The organism is Paraburkholderia silviterrae (genome assembly GCF_004353915.1).
GTDB classification, from domain to species: Bacteria; Pseudomonadota; Gammaproteobacteria; order Burkholderiales; family Burkholderiaceae; genus Paraburkholderia; species Paraburkholderia silviterrae.
Genome location: NZ_SMRP01000003.1, coordinates 378,036 through 396,676, shown reverse-complemented (window position 1 = coordinate 396,676; position 18,641 = coordinate 378,036). Strand labels below are relative to the sequence as shown.

General features: G+C 66.2%; 15 protein-coding genes and 1 tRNA gene. 2 read left to right on the top strand and 14 right to left on the bottom strand.

Annotation, left to right across the window (positions count from 1 at the left end):
* Positions 1 to 3 precede the first annotated feature (3 nt).
* The 3 genes from EYW47_RS09265 to EYW47_RS09255 all read right to left on the bottom strand — a co-directional run bounded on the left by EYW47_RS09265 (position 4) and on the right by EYW47_RS09255 (position 2,929).
* Positions 4 to 94: transfer RNA gene (locus EYW47_RS09265), tRNA-Ser, on the bottom strand.
* 146 nt (positions 95 to 240) lie between these two features.
* Positions 241 to 1,533, bottom strand: a complete 1,293-nt coding sequence (serS, locus tag EYW47_RS09260; protein WP_133194562.1) for a serine--tRNA ligase — start codon at positions 1,531 to 1,533, stop codon at positions 241 to 243.
* 58 nt (positions 1,534 to 1,591) lie between these two features.
* Positions 1,592 to 2,929: a replication-associated recombination protein A gene (locus EYW47_RS09255; protein ID WP_133194561.1), complete on the bottom strand. Its 1,338-nt coding sequence runs from the start codon at positions 2,927 to 2,929 to the stop codon at positions 1,592 to 1,594.
* A 261-nt stretch (positions 2,930 to 3,190) separates the two neighbouring features.
* Here EYW47_RS09255 and cytX point away from each other — a divergent pair, with 261 nt between their 5' ends.
* Entirely contained in the window at positions 3,191 to 4,507 is a 1,317-nt protein-coding gene (cytX, locus tag EYW47_RS09250; protein ID WP_377784921.1) for a putative hydroxymethylpyrimidine transporter CytX, read from the top strand.
* A 156-nt stretch (positions 4,508 to 4,663) separates the two neighbouring features.
* Here cytX and bioB read toward each other — a convergent pair whose 3' ends face one another.
* From bioB to EYW47_RS09200, 10 genes are all read right to left on the bottom strand, one after another.
* Entirely contained in the window at positions 4,664 to 5,746 is a 1,083-nt protein-coding gene (gene bioB / locus EYW47_RS09245) for a biotin synthase BioB (protein WP_240763615.1), read from the bottom strand.
* A gap of 62 nt (positions 5,747 to 5,808) precedes the next feature.
* Complete coding sequence (gene bioD / locus EYW47_RS09240) at positions 5,809 to 6,543, bottom strand: dethiobiotin synthase (protein WP_133194559.1); 735 nt, start codon at positions 6,541 to 6,543, stop codon at positions 5,809 to 5,811.
* Positions 6,540 to 7,760, bottom strand: a complete 1,221-nt coding sequence (bioF, locus tag EYW47_RS09235; protein ID WP_133194558.1) for an 8-amino-7-oxononanoate synthase — start codon at positions 7,758 to 7,760, stop codon at positions 6,540 to 6,542. The genes bioD and bioF overlap by 4 nt, the downstream gene beginning before the upstream one ends.
* Complete coding sequence (gene bioA, locus EYW47_RS09230) at positions 7,760 to 9,115, bottom strand: adenosylmethionine--8-amino-7-oxononanoate transaminase (protein ID WP_133194557.1); 1,356 nt, start codon at positions 9,113 to 9,115, stop codon at positions 7,760 to 7,762. Before bioA ends, bioF begins: the two co-directional genes overlap by 1 nt.
* A 503-nt stretch (positions 9,116 to 9,618) precedes the next feature.
* Positions 9,619 to 11,037: a dienelactone hydrolase family protein gene (locus EYW47_RS09225; protein WP_133194556.1), complete on the bottom strand. Its 1,419-nt coding sequence runs from the start codon at positions 11,035 to 11,037 to the stop codon at positions 9,619 to 9,621.
* Between the two features lie 528 nt (positions 11,038 to 11,565).
* A complete protein-coding gene (locus tag EYW47_RS09220) occupies positions 11,566 to 12,018 on the bottom strand; it encodes a YchJ family protein (RefSeq protein ID WP_133194555.1) in 453 nt (150 codons plus the stop codon).
* Between the two features lie 123 nt (positions 12,019 to 12,141).
* Positions 12,142 to 12,819, bottom strand: coding sequence for an SDR family oxidoreductase (locus EYW47_RS09215; RefSeq protein ID WP_133194554.1), 678 nt, complete (start codon positions 12,817 to 12,819; stop codon positions 12,142 to 12,144).
* Positions 12,820 to 12,914: 95 nt separating this feature from the next.
* The gene (locus tag EYW47_RS09210) at positions 12,915 to 14,108 is read right to left on the bottom strand and encodes an acetyl-CoA C-acetyltransferase (protein ID WP_133194553.1); all 1,194 of its coding nucleotides are present in this window, start codon (positions 14,106 to 14,108) and stop codon (positions 12,915 to 12,917) included.
* Between the two features lie 58 nt (positions 14,109 to 14,166).
* Positions 14,167 to 15,987 (bottom strand): bifunctional isocitrate dehydrogenase kinase/phosphatase, encoded by a 1,821-nt coding sequence (gene aceK / locus EYW47_RS09205; RefSeq protein ID WP_133194552.1) that lies wholly within the window; start codon positions 15,985 to 15,987, stop codon positions 14,167 to 14,169.
* A 51-nt stretch (positions 15,988 to 16,038) separates the two neighbouring features.
* Positions 16,039 to 16,464 carry a MerR family transcriptional regulator gene (locus EYW47_RS09200; RefSeq protein ID WP_133194551.1) on the bottom strand — a complete coding sequence of 142 codons (426 nt, stop codon included), beginning with the start codon at positions 16,462 to 16,464 and terminating at the stop codon, positions 16,039 to 16,041.
* Between the two features lie 242 nt (positions 16,465 to 16,706).
* Between EYW47_RS09200 and EYW47_RS09195 the strand changes: the two genes are divergently transcribed.
* Positions 16,707 to 17,777, top strand: coding sequence for an MBL fold metallo-hydrolase (locus EYW47_RS09195; RefSeq protein WP_133194550.1), 1,071 nt, complete (start codon positions 16,707 to 16,709; stop codon positions 17,775 to 17,777).
* Between the two features lie 108 nt (positions 17,778 to 17,885).
* Here the strand turns inward: EYW47_RS09195 and lolA are convergent, their stop codons facing one another.
* Positions 17,886 to 18,596: an outer membrane lipoprotein chaperone LolA gene (gene lolA, locus EYW47_RS09190; protein WP_133194549.1), complete on the bottom strand. Its 711-nt coding sequence runs from the start codon at positions 18,594 to 18,596 to the stop codon at positions 17,886 to 17,888.
* Positions 18,597 to 18,641: the final 45 nt, after the last annotated feature.

The window sequence follows — 18,641 nt, the reverse complement described above, 5'->3', positions numbered from 1 at the left end:
ATTTGGCGGAGAGGGTGGGATTCGAACCCACGGTACGGGGAAACCGTACGCCTGATTTCGAGTCAGGTACATTCGACCACTCTGCCACCTCTCCGGGGTACTGCCTTTTTACTGCTTCTCTGATCTTGGTCGGCGACCAGAGAAGCGAAGATTATAGAACATATTTTGAATCTTGCAAGCCCTCCTTGGAGAAAAATCTCGAGGGCAAGCGATTCACATGTCCTGATCTGCAAGCGGCGTTCAGGCGCCCACTTCGAGACGCGCGACGCCGCCCATGTACGGACGCAGCACTTCCGGCACCGTGACAGAACCGTCCGCCTCCTGGTAGTTCTCGAGCACGGCCACGAGCGTGCGGCCCACCGCGAGGCCCGAGCCATTGAGCGTATGCACGAGCTCCGGCTTGCCCTGGGCGTTGCGGTAGCGCGCCTGCATGCGGCGCGCCTGGAACGCTTCAGTGTTCGAGCAGCTCGAAATTTCGCGATAGGTGTTCTGCGCCGGCAGCCACACCTCGAGGTCATAGGTCTTGGAGGCCGAGAAGCCCATGTCGCCCGTGCACAGCGTGATCACACGGTACGGCAGGCCGAGCTTCTGCAGAATGGTTTCCGCATGCACGACCATTTGCTCCAGCGCGTCATACGACGTTTCCGGTGCGACGATCTGCACCATCTCGACCTTGTCGAACTGATGCTGACGGATCATGCCGCGCGTGTCGCGGCCATACGAACCGGCCTCCGAGCGGAAGCACGGCGAATGCGCGGTGAGCTTGATCGGCAGCGCGCTGCCTTCGACGATGCTCTCGCGCACGGTATTCGTGAGCGAGATCTCCGAGGTGGAGATCAGGTATTGCGTGATCGTGTTTTCGGCACCGCCCTTCTCCACGCGGAACATATCCTCGGCGAACTTGGGCAGCTGGCCCGTGCCGTACAGGATTTCCGGATTGACGATGTAGGGTGTGTACGTTTCCGTATAGCCGTGCTGCAGCGTGTGCGTGTCGATCATGAACTGCGCGAGCGCACGGTGCAGGCGCGCGATCTGGCCGCGCAGCATCGTGAAGCGCGCGCCCGAGAGCTTCGCGCCCGTCTCGAAATCGAGACCCAACGGCGTGCCCACGTCGACGTGATCCTTCACTTCGAAGCTGAACTCGCGCGGCGTGCCCCAGCGGCGCACTTCCACGTTGTCGCTCTCGTCGCGGCCCACGGGCGCGCTCTCGTGCGGCAGGTTCGGCATGCCGAGCAGCAGATCCGAGAGCTTCGTCTGGATTTCGTCGAGCTTGGCGGCCGAGGCCTTCATTTCGTCGCCGATGCCGCCCACTTCGGCCATGACCGCCGAGGTGTCCTCGCCGCGGCCCTTCATCGCGCCAATCTGCTTCGACAGGCTGTTGCGGCGCGCCTGCAGTTCTTCGGTGCGGGTCTGGATGGCGCGGCGTTCCGCTTCGAGCGCGGTGAACGCCGCGACGTCGAGGGTATAGCCGCGGTCGGCGAGGCGTTTGGCGACGCCGTCGAGGTCTTTGCGCAGCAGCTGGATGTCGAGCATGGGATTGTGAGACGCAGTTTCGTTGTGTGAAGCGCCGATTTTAGCGCACCGGCGCGGGCTAGCCCTTGCGCTTGCGCTCGCGCTCGCGGATCTCGTCGCGATGTGCTTCGCGCCATTGCGCGTCGAGGTCGGCCAGACGCGCGAGCTTCTCGCCGATCTTGCCTTCGAGCCCGCGCGGCGTGGGCTGATACCAGCGCGGCTCGCGCATGCCGTCGGGCAGATAGGTCTCGCCAGCCGCGTAGGCGTCGGGTTCGTCGTGTGCGTAGCGGTATTCGTGGCCGTAGCCCAGCTCCTTCATGAGCTTGGTGGGCGCGTTGCGCAGATGGATGGGCACCGCGCGCGACTGGTCCTTGCCGACGAAGCGCCGCGCCTCGTTGTACGCGTTGTAGCCCGCATTCGACTTGGGCGCGACCGCGAGATAGATGACGGCCTGCGCGAGCGCCAGCTCGCCCTCGGGGGAGCCCAGGCGCTCGTAGGTCTCGGAGGCGTCGAGCGTGATGCGCGCCGCGCGCGGGTCGGCGAGGCCGATGTCCTCCCACGCCATGCGCACGATGCGCCGCGCGAGATAACGCGGATCGGCGCCGCCGTCGAGCATGCGGCAGAACCAGTAGAGTGCGCCGTCCGGATTGCTGCCGCGCACCGACTTGTGGAGCGCGCTGATCTGGTCGTAGAACGCGTCGCCGCCCTTGTCGAAGCGGCGCAGGTTTTCGGCGAGCGCGCTGCCGAGCAGCTCGCCGTCGATTTCGCGCTTCTTCTGCTGCGCGGCCGCGCGTGCGACGATTTCGAGGTTGTTCAGCAGCTTGCGCCCGTCGCCATCGGCCGAGCCGATCAGCGCCTTTTTCGCTTCGTCGGTGAAGGTCAGGCCGCCCAGCTCCTCGCTCGCGCGTGCGAGCAGCTCGCCCTGCTCCTCCTCGTCGAGGCTCTTGAGCACGTAGACCGCCGCGCGCGAAAGCAGCGCGCTATTCACCTCGAACGACGGATTCTCCGTCGTCGCGCCGATGAATACGAACAGGCCCGACTCCACGTGCGGCAGGAAGGCGTCCTGCTGGCTCTTGTTGAAACGGTGAACTTCGTCGACGAACACGAGCGTCTGGTGGCCGTGCGCGCGGTGCATTTGCGCCGTCTCCACGGCCTCGCGGATGTCTTTCACGCCCGAGAGCACCGCCGAAAGCGCGATGAACTGGGCGTCGAAGGCGTCGGCCATGAGGCGCGCGAGCGTGGTCTTGCCGACGCCGGGCGGCCCCCAAAGGATCATCGAATGCGCTTCGCCCGACTCGAAGGCGACGCGCAGCGGCTTGTTGGGCCCGAGCAGATGCTTCTGGCCGATGACTTCGTCGATCGAGCGCGGGCGCAGCCGCTCGGCGAGCGGAACGTTGGCACGGGTTTCTTCAAACATGACGTTTTCGCGATAATGTCGGCTTTCCCGGGGACTGGCCGGCTTCGAGGGCGTTTGTTCGCGCCCCCGAAAACGGCCTGCCGCGCCGGATGCAGTCGTGCATTATGACAGCCCGGGCGGTAGCGCGAGACGCGATGCCTTGCGCCCCAGTTGACCGGCCCCGAGGAACATCAGACAAAACAGACGATACAGAGGGAAGCTTCATCCATGACTCAAAACCCGCAATCCGGTGCGGCCGGCTCAGGTGCGGCCAACTCCGGCGTGGCTAGCTCCGGCACGGCCGGTGACGCCGGCTCGACCTACGCGCCCAACGTGCCCGTGCCCGACGCGCGCCGCCAGTTCCGCACCGGCGACGCCTTCGCGCTCTGGTTCTCGCTCGGCATCGGCCTGCTGGTCGCCCAGGCGGGCGCCCTGCTCGTGCCGGGCCTCTCGCTGCCCCATGCGCTCACCGCCATCGGCATCGGCAGCGTGATCGGCGTCGTGCTGCTCGCGCTCGCGGGCGTGATCGGCACCGACACGGGCCTCGCCGCCATGTCGTCGCTGCGCCCGACGCTGGGCATCCGCGGGGCGTCCGTGCCCGCCGTCATCAACATGGTGCAGCTCGTGGGCTGGGGCTCGTTCGAGATCATCGTGATGCGCGATTCCGCCGATGCGCTCGCCAAGCAGGCCTTCGGCCTCTCGATGCCGCTCGTGTGGACCCTGATCTTCGGTTTCCTCGCCACGCTGCTCGCCGTGAGCGGCCCGCTCTCGTTCGTGCGGCGCTTCCTGCGCACCTGGGGCATCTGGCTCCTGCTCGCGGGCGCCGCCTGGCTCACGTGGAGCCTGCTCGCGCAGCACGACATCGACGCGCTGATGCGCCGCCCCGGCACGGGCGAGATGCCGTTCGGCAGCGCGATCGACCTCGTCGTGGCGATGCCGCTCTCGTGGTTGCCGCTCATCGCCGACTACACGCGCTTTGGCCGCCGCCCGGGTGAAACATTCCGCGGCACGCTGTTCGGCTATGGCATCGCGAACCTGTGGTTCTACGCGCTCGGCGCGATCTACGGCCTCGCCGCGGGCGGCGGCGACGCACTTCTCACCACCGCGCTCGCGAAGGCTGGCGGCGGCTTCGCCCTGCTGCTAGTGCTGATCGACGAAATCGACAACGCCTTCGCCGACATCCACTCGGCCGCCGTTTCGACCGGCACGTTCTGGACGCGCGGCAGCGTGCCGTGGCTCTCGGCGGCGTTCGGCGCGCTGTGCACGCTGATCGGCCTCGTCGTGCCGATGGCGCGCTACGAGAACTTCCTGCTCTTCATCGGCTCGGTGTTCGCGCCGCTCTTCGGCGTCGTGCTCGCCGACCACTTCATCGTTCGGCGCCGCCGCATCGACGCTCGCGCGCTCGCCGATTTGAGCGGGCCATACGGCTATTCGGGCGGCTGGCATGTGACCGCGTTTGTCGCATGGGGCTTTGGCTTCGGCGCATATCAGGCGCTAAACCAGTGGCTGCCGAATCTCGGCGCCACGCTGCCCGCGCTCGTGATCGGCGCGCTCTGCTACCTCGTGCTCGCGGGACGCCGGCGCGCGGCTTACGCTTAAAGCGCCGCACGCACCACGCGACGCCACCAGCGTCGCCACAAACGAGAACGCCACGCTTCACAGCGTGGCGTTCGTTTTTTCAGCGGCGTACTACTAACGCGCCGCGCATTTCGAAGCGCTTTTCAAAGCGCATTTCGAATGCACTCGTCAGCGCATTTATTCGCAGTGGCCGCAGCCGCCGTGATGCGCGTGATCCGCGTGATGAGCATGGCCCTCGGCCGGCAACTCCTGCGCCGCCTGCGCGCTGATGCCCAGACGCTGCAGCAGCTTGCGGTCGGCTTCGGCTTGCGGGTTGCTCGTCGTCAGCAACTGGTCGCCGTAGAAGATCGAGTTCGCGCCCGCCATGAAGCACAGCGCCTGCAGCGCCTCGTCCATCTGCTCGCGGCCCGCCGAGAGACGCACCATCGCCTTGGGCATGGTGATGCGCGCCACCGCGATCGTGCGCACGAACTCGAACGGATCGAGCGGCTCAGTGCCTTCGAGCGGCGTGCCGCTCACCTGCACGAGATTGTTGATGGGCACCGACTCCGGATACGGCTCCATGTTCGCGAGCTGCGCGATCAGGCCCGCGCGCTCGCGGCGCGACTCGCCCATGCCGACGATGCCGCCGCAGCACACGTTGATGCCCGCGTCACGCACGCGCTCGAGCGTCTCGAGGCGGTCCTGGTAGGTGCGCGTCGAGATGATCTGGCCGTAGAACTCGGGCGAGGTGTCGAGGTTGTGGTTGTAGTAATCGAGGCCCGCGTCGGCGAGCGCCTTCGCCTGGTGGTCTTCGAGCATGCCGAGCGTGACGCAGGTTTCGAGGCCCATCGACTTCACGCCGCGGATCATGTCCTTGATCGGCTCGAGATGGCGGTCCTTCGGATTGCGCCACGCCGCGCCCATGCAAAAGCGCGTCGCGCCGTTGGCCTTCGCCACGCGCGCGGCGTCGAGCACGGCGTCGACGTCCATGAGCTTGCTCGCGTCGAGCCCAGTGTCGTGATGCGACGACTGCGGGCAGTACGCGCAATCCTCTTCGCAGCCGCCGGTCTTGATCGACAGGAGCGTGGAGAGCTGCACCGCATTCGCGTCGAAATGCTCGCGATGCACCTGCTGGGCGCGGAACATCAGGTCGTTGAACGGCAGCTCGTAGAGCGCGGCGACATCGGCGACGCGCCAGCGCGCTGCGGCTTCGTCTTGCGCCAGCGTCTGCGGCGCGGTCTTCTTGAGCGCGGTGATGTCGATGTGGGCTTCGGTCATGGTTCGGGGTCCTTCTTGACGGGCGATATGGGTTGAGACGCGTGCGCTCAGTTCAGTTCAGCTCAGCGCGGTGACGCAGGGGCCAGCGGGGCTAGCCGTGCGAGCAACGCGTCGATGTTCAGGTGTTCGGCCGCGGCGTCGGCGCGTGCGCCGGGCATGTGCGGCACGACGCCGATGAGCGGCGCGCCGAATTGCGCGGCGAGGCGCTCGCGCAGCGCGTCGATGTTTTCTTCGGGAAAGGTCATGGCCGGGTCGATGCGATTCGCGACCCAACCCGCGATCGTGAGGCCGCGCGCGGCGATTGCTTCGGCAGTGAGCAGCGCGTGGCTGATGCAGCCAAGCCGCATGCCCACGACGAGCACCACCGGAAGATTGAGCGCGACGGCGAGATCGGCGGTGTCCTGCGTAGCCGTGAGCGGCACGCGAAAGCCGCCTACGCCTTCCACCACCACGGCGTCCGCGCGCTCGCGCGCCTGACCGTAGCAATGCACGATGCGCGCCATGTCGAGCGTCACGCCTTCGAGCGCAGCGGCAATGTGCGGCGCGGCCGGCTCCTTGAGCAGGTACGGCGTGCGCATCTCGGGCGGCAGCAGCACGCTCGCGGCGGCGTCGAGCTGGTCGGCGTCTTCGTTGTGCCATACACCATCGCGTTCGTAGGCGCCTGCGGCAATGGGCTTCATCGCCGCCGCGCGCTGGCCCGCATGTGCCAGGCCGCGCAAGAGCGCCGCGCTCACGAAGGTCTTACCGATCTCGGTATCGGTGCCGGTGACGAACAGCGAAAGCTTCGCAGTGCTCATCGCGTGCGCTCCTGTGCCTGCTTTTGCTCTTCGAGGCTCGCGCGTTGCAGCGCCGCGTTCAGGCGATCGAGGTCGGCATCCGAATGGGCGGCCGAGAGCGAAATGCGCAGACGCGAAGTACCCGCGGGCACGGTAGGCGGGCGAATCGCCGGCACCCACAGGCCATCGCGTTCGAGCGCGGCCTGCAGCGCGAGCGTCGCGTCGTTGGAGCCGATCACGAGCGGCTGCACGGCCGTGTGCGAATCGACGGGTTGCCAGCAGGTTTCCTTGAGCATCGAGCGCGTGCGCCCGATCAGATGGTTCAGATGCGCGCGCCGCGCATCGCCCTCTTCACCCGCGATCAAGCGCATGCTCGCGGACACCGCGTGCGCGACCGCCGGCGACGAAGCCGTCGTGAAGATGTATGGGCGCGCGCGCTGCACGTGCCACTCGATCACGGTGTCGTGCGCGCAGATGAACGCGCCCGAGACGCCCGCCGCCTTGCCGAGCGTGCCCACCATCACGAGGTGCGGCGAGCGCAGCGCGGCTTCAGCCAGCGCGCCGCGCCCTTGCGGGCCGAGCACGCCCAGACCGTGCGCATCGTCGACCACGAGCCATGCGCCATGCTTTTCGGCAAGCTCGACGAGACGCGCGAGCGGCGCGACATCGCCGTCCATGCTGAACACCGTGTCGCTCACAATCACCTTCGCGCGCGCGTCGGACGCTTCGAGCATCGCGCTCAAGGCCTCCATGTCCGCGTGCGGATAGATCTGGATGTCGGCACGCGAGAGCCGCGCGCCGTCGATCAGCGAAGCGTGGTTGAGCGCGTCAGAGAAGATCGTCGTGCCGCGGCCCGCGAGCGCGGTGAGCACGGCGAGATTCGCCATGTAGCCGGTGCTGAAGTACAGCGCGCGTGGTGCATCCACGAAGCCGCCCGCGAACGCAGCGAGATCGTCTTCGAGCTGCGCATGGGCACGCGAGTGGCCGCCCAGCAGATGCGAGCCGCCACTGCCCGCGCCGTAGCGCTGCGCGCCCTCGGCCAGCGCCGCGACGAGCTGCGGATGCGCGGCGAGCCCGAGGTAGTCGTTGCTCGCGAAGCCGATGCTCTCGCGGCCGTCGACGACCATGTGCGCGCTGCACGGCGAATCGATGGTGCGGCGGCGGCGGCGCAAGCCTTGTGCGTCGAGCTCGCGCAGGCCGTGTTCGAGCGTGTCGAGCAGTGAAGTGTGTTGCGCCATCAGAGGTCCTCCGCGACGGTGGCGTCGAATGTCTCGCGCGTGCGCTCGGCGAGGTGCGCTTGCGTTTGTGCGTCGAGAATGTACGGCGGCATCACGTAGACCGTCGTGCCGATCGGGCGCAGCAACAATTCACGCTGCAATGCGTTTTCGAAGAAGCGGCGCGAGAACGTGCGTGCGCGCCCGGCGTCTTCGATCGCCACGTCGAACGCGAGGATCGTGCCGCACTGGCGCATGTCGCGCACGAGCGGATGCTGTTCGAGCGGTGCAAAGGCCTCGCGCAGTTGCTTCGATTTGCGCGCGTTCGTAGCGAGCACGTCGTCGCGCTCGAAGAGGTCGAGCGTTGCGAGCGCGGCACGGCACGCGAGCGGATTGCCCGTGTACGAATGCGAATGCAGGAAGCCGCGCGTGGTGTCGTCGTCGTAGAAGGCCGCGTAGATTTCGTCGCGCGAAAGCACGATCGAAAGCGGCAGGTAACCGCCGCTAATGCCCTTCGAGAGCGTGAGCAGATCGGGCCAGATGCCGGCCTGCTCGCACGCGAAGAACGTGCCCGTGCGCCCGCAGCCCACGGCGATCTCGTCGGCGATCAGATGCACGCGGTAGCGGTCGCACAGCGCGCGCAGGCCCTGCAGATACGCGGGATCGTGCATCGCCATGCCGGCCGCGCATTGCACGAGCGGCTCGACGATCAGCGCCGCGATGCGGCCCTCGCGCCCGGCGAACACACGCTCGACGTCGGCGAGCGCGCGGCGCGCCACGTCGGCTGCGCTCTCGCCCTCGCGCGCCGTGCGCGCGTCGGGCGAGGCAACCACATGCGCATGGGTCAAAAGCGGATCGTAAGCATCCCTGAAGAGCTTCACGTCCGTCACGCCGAGCGCGCCGATCGTCTCGCCGTGATAGCTGTTGGCGACGCACACGAATTCGCGTTTGTCGATCGCGCCCTGATTGCGCCACGCGTGAAAGCTCATCTTCAGCGCGATTTCGACCGCCGACGCGCCGTCCGAAGCGAAAAACGCATGGCCGAGCGTACCGCCGGTGAGCGCGGCAAGCCGCTCGGCGAGCTCGACCGCCGGTTCGTGCGTGCAGCCCGCGAGCATCACGTGCTCGAGCGTGTCGAGCTGCGCCTTGAGCGCTGCGTTGATCGAAGGATTGGCGTGGCCGAAGAGATTGACCCACCACGAGCTGATGGCGTCGAGATAGCGCCGGCCTTCGTGGTCGTAGAGCCACGGCCCTTCGCCGCGCGCAACGGCGACGAGCGGCAAGCGCTCGTGGTGCTTCATCTGGGTGCAAGGATGCCAGACGGCGCGCAGGCTGCGTGCGATCCAGGCTTCGTTGGCAAGGTTGGAATGCGAGTTCAAGTGCGGCTCCCGATACGACAGCGACCGAGATTAACCCGTTCAATGCCGCAATGCACTACCCCGAAAATGGGCCCGGAAAGCCCGTGCGCGCGCGGTTCGGCGCGGTTCGGAACAGCTGCGCGCACTTCCTTTGCGAAGACCCGAAATGGCCGTAGATGACGACGGCAAAGTGAAGCGCGCTTGTGCAAAAAAATCTGTGGGCGCCCGCCAAAAGGCGTGCGTTCACATCACGCCCGGCGAATTTTTTTCGGGGGAAGCATCGAGAAAGCGCGGGCGTCGATCACTGGCGCGAGAGGGATTCGCTACGCCATGCGCACGGAGAAAACCAGACGATCGGGGCGAACGGGCGTGCCATCTGCGGGTCTCGAGCGCGAGCCGAAAGCCCACTGTGAATGTGATGGCGAAGCGGAAACGACTGCGCGCGGGAGCGCGCGTCTTTCAGTGGGGAGCCAAAGTGCAAAACCGCCGTTGCGCTCACGCGCGCTCCGGCGGTTCACACGCGCTTAGCGGCTTGCGAGCGCGTGCGAGTTGTCTGCGTCGTCGTCGGCGACGGTATGGCCGTCGGCGGCATTGTCGTTCTGCGCCGTGGCGGTATCGTTTGCCCACACGACGTTGCCATTCACCGCATAGAGGCGGCACGGATCCGAGCTGTGCTTCTGGCAATTCGCGATGGCGACGGCCATCGGATTGTCGCCGCCCTCGGCCCACGACCAGGCGCCCGAATCGGACACAGCAAAGGCGCGGCTCGGGTACTGCTTGAGGAAGTTGCGATAGCCGTCACGGCCCGCCTGATCGAGAAACGGCACCGCGCCCACCGAATCGATCGACGCGTAGCCGGTGGCGTGCGGCGCGGCCTGCGTCGCCACACGGTATTCCACGGCCGTGGGCATGCCCTGGTTCGCGAGGAACGCTTCGACCTTGGGCCACCAGATCTGCACGCCGTCGCGGTCGCCCACGAGGCGGTGCGCGTCGTTCTTGTACGCGCCGAAATCGACGAGCTTCGCGCCCGCGCCCGGTTGCGCCTCGCCCAGTTGCGCGGTATGAAACGCCGCGAACATCCGCGTGACGAGATCGGAGGTCCAGACCGAATCGTTGTCGCCGTAGAGCCAGAGCGAGGCCACATGCGCCTTGGCGCCGTAATCGCCGAATGCCTCGGTCAGGTTGTTCTGCCAGCCCGTGCAGGCGTCCTGACGCAGGCCGCCCGAGAAGTTGATGAGTGCGCGCACGCCGTGCGCCGCTTCGGTGCCGTAGGCCATGGTCGCGAGGCCGCCATGCGAGGTCCCGGCGACGACGATATGGTTCGCGTCCACATACGGCTCTTTCGCCATGTAGTCGACCGTGGTGGCAACGTCGGCGGCCTGGCCGAGACCGTTGCTGGCCACGTCGCAGCCGTCTTGCTGATAGGTGCCGCCCGAACCCGCAAAGCCCTGGCGGTTCGGCGCGACAACGACATAGCCGCGGCTCACGAATGCACGCGCGAACGACATCGGATCGCTGCGCGGTTGCATGCGCGGATCGCCGGGAATCTTGCCGTGGTTGAACACCACCATCGGGAACGGGCCGGGGCCATCGGGACGATAGACCGTGGTTTCGAGCGTGACGCTCGGGTCGCCGGCAACGGGAATGTGGATGATCTGCTCGTTCATGTCGGCGCGCACGACGGGCAGATACGCGTCGTCGAGCGCGATGCGCGGCACATTCGCACTGCCGAGCGGGCCGGATGCGAGCGGCGTGCCCACAGTGCGCGAGGCGTCGCCCTGGGCACTCGCGTGCGCAACCGAGAAGGACGATGCGGAAGCCTGAGCGGAGGACTGCGCGCTGGCCGCTGTTGCCGGATCGGAAAGCGATGCTGCGTGGGCAACCGACAGCACGCACGCCGTGCCGGCCACCGCCCATCCGGTAAGAAGCTTCCTGAACGCCATGCGCAACACCCGCCTGCGAAAGTCCTGCTGTAATCTGCCTGACCGAATCACTGCGTGAACGTCCCCGCCCTTTGCGGACACAACAGGATCGGCGCGCCTGGCTAAGGAGCCTGGCGTGGCTGTACCCGTTGCAGCGGGGGAGAACACGGATCGGAACACCTGTGCGGCGCCGATCTGCAATCGTCAGATCCGCCGCCAGCACCCGTCACTGAATCGCCGTGAAAAAACGTCTCTCAACGTTTGTTTACCTAGCGTGACGAGCACCGTGATTGCATCCTCGCACGACAATTAATTGTTGTGCAATTCAGGGGTAACCCGGCATAAGGCGTGCCAACGAAGGGCATGCACCGCGTATACCTTGACGGGCGGCGCATGGCGGGATTTCGTCGCGCTCGCGAAAAGAACGGAATAAGGAATATTTCAGTGTATTGCGTGTCGCGCGCCGCCAACGGCCCCGTTTTTTTGCATTAAGTGCTTGTTTGCAAAGGCGTTGTTTCAGGTGCCGCAGCGGCAGTGCACGGCTCGCGTTCAGCCTTCGAGGATGTCGCCGTCGACGTAGCGCCAGCGGCCGTCGTCACCGCGCGTGAAGCGGCTCAGCTCGTGCAGACGAAACGCGCGCCCCCCGCTCTTGTAGCGCGCGACGAATTCGACCAGCGCATGCGTCGCATCAACGGGCTCATGGCGCTTGATGGCAAGGCCCAGCCAGCGCGGAGCGCCGGGGGCATTGGGGTCGCTGTCGAGGTCGGCGGGACAGGTTTCGGCGGCCCAGGTCGCGCGCAGATAGTCGGCCTCGCCCAGCACGTAGGCCGTGTAGCGCGAGCGCATCAGCTCGAACGCCGTGGCGGGCAGCGCGCCGCCATCGATGAAGCGGCCGCAGCAGTCGGCAAAGCGTGGGGGCTTTGCGCCCGATTTCAGATTGGGCGCGGCACCGCCACAAGGGCAGTCGAGCGGGCGCGCGGCGCGCGCAAGTTCAGCGGTCATTGAATAGCGATCCTTCACGTGCGAGGGTGTGCGATGTCGTGCCACTCGGCAGAACAAAATAACAAAGGGCCGCTCGCGCTAGCGTTGCGGCCCCAGAACACGATTATTACGCGGATACGCCGCTCACCAGTCGAGCTCGGTGCCGTCGTACTGGAAGAAGCGTCCGTTGAAGACCTCGCGCGCGGCGGCCGCCTCGGCCACGACTTCGCGCATGCCGGCGACGCTCGCCGCCGCGTCGATGGCCGCGTGCGCGCCGCCCATTTCGGTGCGCACCCAGCCCGGATGGAGCGCGATGCAGGTCGCACGGCGCGTCTGCAGCGAGGCGATCTTGATGACGTCGTTCACCGCCGCCTTGCTGGCCCGATAGAGCCAGCCTGTGGTGCCGGTCGTCTGCGTGATGCTGCCCATGCGGCTCGAGAGCACGCCGAGCACGCCATACGCCGCTTCCACGAGCGGCAGCAGGATCGGAATGAGCTGCATCGGGCCGCGCACATTGGTGTTCATCACGTACTCGAAGTCTTCGGCGCTGATGGCTTCGACACCCTCGGTGCGCGGACCGTAGACGCCCGAAACGATGAGCGCCACGTCGAGCCGCTCGCCGTCGAGCTTCGCGCCGAGGGCGGCGATGTCCTCGGGCCGCGCGATGTCGAACGGGAACGACTGGGCGCCGAGCGCGTTCAATGCCTTGAGCGCCTCATCGGATCGCGCCGTGGCCAGCCCGCGCCAGCCGGCCTTTGCATACTGGCGCGCGAATTCGAGGCCGAGGCCCCGCGACGCGCCCACGATCAACGCTGTTTTCATGTCGCCACCTTTCTCGGGTGCCGCGGTTCTTTTTGCTGCGCCGCGTGCCTGTATTGCGAGGCGCCGCCTCCCCGCGGCGCAGTTCAAGCACAAGCCTACATGAGTTCGACGCCCATTGCGGTCGCTTCGCCGCCGCCGATGCACAGGCTCGCGACGCCGCGCTTGAGCCCGCGTGCGCGCAATGCGCCGATCAACGTGACGAGAATGCGCGCGCCCGAGGCGCCAATCGGGTGGCCCAGCGCGCACGCGCCGCCGTTCACGTTGACCTTCTCGTGTGGCAGATCGTGCTCCTTCATGGCCGCCATCGTGACCACGGCGAACGCCTCGTTGATCTCGTAGAGATCGACATCGGCGGCCTTCCAGCCGGTCTTTTCGAAGAGCTTCGCGATCGCGCCCACTGGCGCGGTCGTGAACTTCGCGGGCTGCTGCGCGAAGGTCGAATGGCCGCTCACGCGCGCAAGTGGCTTGACGCCCAAGCGCTTCGCCGTGGATTCGCGCATCATCACGAGCGCCGCCGCGCCGTCCGAAATCGACGACGAATTCGCGGCCGTCACCGTGCCCGTCTTGCTGAAGGCGGGCTTGAGCGTCGGGATCTTGTCGAGATTGGCCTTGAACGGCTGCTCGTCGCGCTCGATCGTCGTCTCGCCCGCACGCGTGGCGACCTTCACCGGCGCGATCTCCCAGGCGAACGAGCCGTCCTCGTTGGCGCGTTTGGCGCGCTTGAGCGACTCGATCGCGAAGGCGTCCTGGCTCTCGCGCGAGAAGTCGAACTCGCTCGCGCACTCCTCGGCGAACGTCCCCATCAGGCGGCCCTTGTCGTAGGCGTCTTCGAGGCCGTCGAGGAACATGTGATCGAGCACCTGGCTGTGTCCCATGCGCATGCCCGCGCGCGCCTTGGGCAGCAAATACGGCGCGTTCGACATGCTCTCCATGCCGCCCGCGACGATCACCTCGGCGGAGCCCGCCAGCAGCATGTCGTGCGCGAACATCGCCGCGCGCATGCCCGAGCCACACATCTTGTTCACGGTGGTCGCGCCGGCCGCGAGCGGCAGGCCAGCACCCAGCGCCGCCTGGCGCGCGGGTGCCTGCCCCTGGCCGGCGGGCAGCACGCAGCCCATCACCACCTCGTCGACCTGCTCGGGCTTCAGGCCCGCGCGCTCCACCGCCGCCGCGATCGCCGCCGCACCCAGTTGCGGCGCCGCCAGCGAGGCGAAATCGCCCTGAAAACCGGCCATTGGCGTGCGCGTCGCCGCCACGATCACAATCGGATCCTTCTGCGTCTCGCTCATGTCCACCCTCCTTTCTCAATCCATCGATGATGCGAAAGTTCGTCGTCAATCGCGTTTCTCATGCAGCGCGTGCGTCGTTCTCATCGGCCTCGCCGTCAGCCTCGTTCTGCACGAAGCGCTCGGGATAGCGCGCGCGAAAGCGCACCGCCGCGTCGTACGGCAGGCAGTCGGGCACCTCGCCCGCAAGCAGGCGCGCCTTGCTCTCCTGCCACAGCGCGGGGTCGAAGAAGTCGGCGTGATGCTCGAGGAAATAGCGCCGCACGCGCGGGTCGCCGAGCAGGAACGTCCGATACGTCTCCGGGAAAATATCGCGCGGGCCAACTCCGTACCATGGCTCGGCGGATAGTTCGTCTTCCTCATTACGTGGCGCGGGCACCGCGCGCACGTTGCATTCGGTCAGGTATTCGATCTCGTCGTAGTCGTAGAACACCACGCGGCCGTGGCGTGTGACACCGAAATTCTTGTAGAGCATGTCGCCCGGAAAGATGTTCGCGCGCATCAGGTCCTTCACCGCGTTGCCGTATTCGCGAATGCCGTGCTCGACTTCTTCGTCGCTGCCTTTCTGCAGCCAGATATTGAGCGGCACCATGCGGCGCTCGATGTAGAGATGGCGGATCACGAGGCTCTCGCCCTCGTACTCGATCATCGAAGGCGCGAGCGTTTCGAGCTCGCGCACGAGCGCTTCGGCCAGACGCGCGACGGGCAGCGCCACGCTCGAATATTCGAGCGTATCGGCGAGGCGCCCGAGGCGGTCGTGGCGCTTCACGAGCTGGTACTTCGCTTCCACCTGCTCACGCGTGGTTTCCTTCGGCGCGGGAAAGCTGTCCTTGATCACCTTGAACACGTACGGAAACGACGGCAGCGTGAACACGATCATCACCATGCCGCGGATGCCGGGCGCGGCGATGAACTGATCGCTCGAATGCTTGAGGTGGTGCAGCAGGTCGCGATAGAAAAGGTTCTTGCCCTGCTTCTGCAGCCCGAGCGACGTGTAGATCTCGCCCTTCGCCTTGCGCGGCATGATCGTGCGCAGGAACTCCACATAGGCGGACGGCACGCCCATGTCCACGAGGAAGTAGGAGTGCGAGAAGCTGAACATGATGAGCAACTCGTCGAGGCGCAGGAGCACGGTGTCGAGCGCGAGCTTGCCGTCGCCCGTGTGGCGGATGGGCAAGACGAACGGCACGAGCAGATCGCCGTTGATGATGCGCCCGACGATATACGCCGACTTGTTGCGAAAGAACAGCGACGCGAGCGTGTGAATCTGAAAATTGGGCTTGGGCTCGACCACGCCGAAGGTATCGAGCATCGTGCGCATCACGCAGTCCACGTCGCGCTCGAGGTCCTCGAACGGCGTCTCGAGCTGAAAATTCGTGACGATGCGCGCGAGCGTGGGCGCCAGCCCGTCCTTGCCCGGATAGTACGCGCGGTAGGTGGGCTTGGCCGCGGGCTCGTCGTTCTCGATATATTCGGTCGAGATCGCGGGCCGCACGAAGATGAAGTCGTTGTTGAAGTACGAGCGATGCAGGATCTTGCAGCACACCGAGTTGAAGAAGGTCTCGGCGCACTCGGGCTGCCGGTGCGTCGTTAGCAGGCCGATGTAATGCAGCTTGATCTGCTCCCACACCTCGTCGTCGATGCTTTCCGCGTCGTACTCGTCTTCGAGCGCCATCACGCATTCGTGCACGCAATCGTCGTAAGACGCAATGCGCTCGCGGGCGAGCTGTTGCAGGCTGTGCCAGTCGCGCGCCTCGAAGCATGCGCGCGCACGCACGGCCGCCGCGCAGAAGTTGCGGTAGTGACGGTTGAAGCCTTCGAGCATCGTCTGCGCAACGTCGAAGCCGATCTGCGATGAAAGCAGTTTCGGGAAATGTCTCATGACGCATTCACCTCGGCTCGACGGCGTGACGCAAAAACGGGCCAGCGCCGGCTACTGATCGTCTGGCAGCGTGAGCGGCATGATCCGCTCGCCCGCGGCGTTCTTCGCGAGCAGCGCGCGCGCCTGCGTCTCGTATTGCGCGAGGTCTTCGAGCGTGGCGTCGAGGTCGGCGCGCTGACGCTCCAGTATCTCGCGATGGCGCACGACGGTGTCGAGGAACGCCTGGAGCTGCTGCAACGTATCCGTGGGCGAATCGTAGAGATCGAGCAGTGCGCGGATCTCGTTGAGCGTGAAGCCGAGGCGCTTGCCGCGCAGCGTGAGCCTCAGTCGCGTGCGATCGCGCCCCGAAAACACGCGCTTGAGGCCGCCCGCCCCTTCGCGGCTCGGCGCGAGCAGGCCCTGATCCTCGTAGAAACGGATCGCACGTGGCGTCACGTCAAATTCGCGGGCGAGCTCGGTAATCGTGTACTGGGTCATGTCGGAAAGCGCACCCCGCGCCAGCCGGGGTGGACCCGGCGGCAGGGCTATCGTTGGAATCGACGTTTACGTTATCGTCAAGTCAACGGTTGCGCAACCAGCCGAATGTTCCGCATACCGGAACATTCTCCCGGTTCCCCTGCAGAAATTGCGCGATGCAGCGACAATGAGGCCAGGCGGCGGCGCTGGCCGTCCTCACCGGCCGTCCTCAGCCCAGCATAATTAGATCAGACGAGACCCCAATGAACGCCCTCGAACACCAGCTCGACTACCCCTTCGCCGATACCCTGCCCGAGCCCGGCCTCGCCTTCGAAGTCGCGCCAGGCGTGAAATGGCTGCGCATGCCGCTCCCCTTCGTGCTCGACCACATCAACCTCTGGCTGCTGCGCGACGAGATCGACGGCCAGCAAGGCTGGACTGTGGTGGACTGCGGCATCACCGACGACACGATCAAGGCGCGCTGGGAGCAGGTGTTCGACACCCAGCTCGAAGGCCTGCCGGTGCTGCGCGTGATCGCCACGCACTGCCATCCGGACCATATCGGCCTGGCACACTGGATCTGCGCGGGCGGCGAGAAGAAGCGCTGGGACGTGCGTCTGTGGACGACGCTAGGCGAATACATGAGCGCGTGCGTGCTGTCCTCGGGCAACGGCTCGAACGCGGGCGGCGAAGGCGCGGCGCGCCATTTCGCACGCCACGGCGTAACCGACGCGGCCTCGCTCGATCAGCTGCGCAACCGCCGCAACTACTACTCCAACCTCGTGCCGGCGCTGCCGCCGCAATACTGGCGCCTGCGCGAGGCCGATACGGTGTCGATCGGCGGCCGCGACTGGCGCGTCGTCACGGGTTACGGCCACTCGCCCGAGCATTGCGCGCTGCTGTGCGTATCGCTCGGCGTGCTGATCTCGGGCGATATGGTGCTGCCACGCATCTCGACCAACGTCTCCGTGTTCGACATGGAGCCGGAAGGCAATCCGCTCGGCCTCTACCTCGAATCGCTCGGGCGCTACGAGGCCATGGCCGAGGACACGCTCGTGCTGCCCTCGCACGGCAAGCCGTTTCGCGGCGTGCGCACGCGCATCGGCCAATTGCGCGCGCACCATGACGCGCGTCTCGCTGAAGTGATGGAAGCCTGCGAGCGCGCGCCGCAATGCGCCGCCGACATCGTGCCGATCATGTTCAAGCGCGCGCTCGACATGCATCAGCTGACCTTCGCGATGGGCGAAGCGCTCGCCCACCTGCACCTGCTGTGGCTCGCGGGCAAGCTCCAGCGCAAGATGGACGACAAGGGCGTGCTGCGCTTTTCGGTCTGAGCGCTCGGCCAAGAGGCGCCAATAGTCAAGCGCGCATAGCAAAAGGGGGCGGCCCAATCGAGCCGCCCCCTTTTTTGCTACATCGCTTGTTGCGTCACGTCCCGCGGATCAGTTCCCGCCGCCCGTGATCAGGTCGGCGCCCTTGGGCCGCACGAACTTGAAGGTCGAGGCCGGCAGCGACGGATTCTTCTCGATGTTGGAGAACGTGAGCAGCGTCACGTTGCCGAACACGTCGTGCAGCTCCATCGCTTCGAGATTGCCATTGCGAAAGCCGATGCCCACGCTCTTGAACTGCGTGTCCTTCGACTTCGGAATCAGCTCCAGCCAGTCGATGCCATCCTTCACGCCCGCGTCGGTGAGCGTGAAATTCTTGTCCAGATCGTTGCTGCCGAACAGGATAGCGGCCGGGCTCGCGCCGAGCGCGCCGCCGAGCTTGCGCTCGGTGACCTGGTTCAGGTCCTTGTCGTAGACATAGAGATTGTCGCCGTCGGATTGCAGCAACTGCTGATACGGCTTCTCGTAGGTCCAGATGAACTTGCCGGGACGCGCGAACACGAACGTGCCGCTCGAAGTCTTGGAGCTCGACATGGCCGTGGCGATGGCGTCGCTCGCGTTCTTCGCGTTCGTGGGCGTCTTCAGTTCGCGCTGCACGAAATTGCCGCGCGCGGCGTGCACCTGCGCGACGAACTGCTTCAGTTGATCGGTGCCGCTCGCATACGCGTGCGAAGCCATGACGAGCGACGCGCCAAGCGCCGCGAAGAGCGCGCGCCCGGCGCGGCCCAGCGTCAAACGGGTTTGTTGCCCAACCTGAAACTGCATCTATCGTTCTCCCAAAACCACAATGTGTGCCTGCGCCGGCGCAGT

Bases quoted from the DNA above. Each gene is read 5' to 3' on its own strand.
- aceK (WP_133194552.1), bottom strand. From the start codon at position 15,987: ATGAGACATTTCCCGAAACTGCTTTCATCGCAGATCGGCTTCGACGTT.
- EYW47_RS09195 (WP_133194550.1), top strand. From the start codon at position 16,707: ATGAACGCCCTCGAACACCAGCTCGACTACCCCTTCGCCGATACCCTG.
- serS (WP_133194562.1), bottom strand. From the start codon at position 1,533: ATGCTCGACATCCAGCTGCTGCGCAAAGACCTCGACGGCGTCGCCAAA.
- lolA (WP_133194549.1), bottom strand. From the start codon at position 18,596: ATGCAGTTTCAGGTTGGGCAACAAACCCGTTTGACGCTGGGCCGCGCC.
- EYW47_RS09255 (WP_133194561.1), bottom strand. From the start codon at position 2,929: ATGTTTGAAGAAACCCGTGCCAACGTTCCGCTCGCCGAGCGGCTGCGC.
- EYW47_RS09200 (WP_133194551.1), bottom strand. From the start codon at position 16,464: ATGACCCAGTACACGATTACCGAGCTCGCCCGCGAATTTGACGTGACG.
- bioD (WP_133194559.1), bottom strand. From the start codon at position 6,543: ATGAGCACTGCGAAGCTTTCGCTGTTCGTCACCGGCACCGATACCGAG.
- EYW47_RS09210 (WP_133194553.1), bottom strand. From the start codon at position 14,108: ATGAGCGAGACGCAGAAGGATCCGATTGTGATCGTGGCGGCGACGCGC.
- bioF (WP_133194558.1), bottom strand. From the start codon at position 7,760: ATGGCGCAACACACTTCACTGCTCGACACGCTCGAACACGGCCTGCGC.
- EYW47_RS09225 (WP_133194556.1), bottom strand. From the start codon at position 11,037: ATGGCGTTCAGGAAGCTTCTTACCGGATGGGCGGTGGCCGGCACGGCG.
- EYW47_RS09215 (WP_133194554.1), bottom strand. From the start codon at position 12,819: ATGAAAACAGCGTTGATCGTGGGCGCGTCGCGGGGCCTCGGCCTCGAA.
- EYW47_RS09220 (WP_133194555.1), bottom strand. From the start codon at position 12,018: ATGACCGCTGAACTTGCGCGCGCCGCGCGCCCGCTCGACTGCCCTTGT.
- bioB (WP_240763615.1), bottom strand. From the start codon at position 5,746: ATGACCGAAGCCCACATCGACATCACCGCGCTCAAGAAGACCGCGCCG.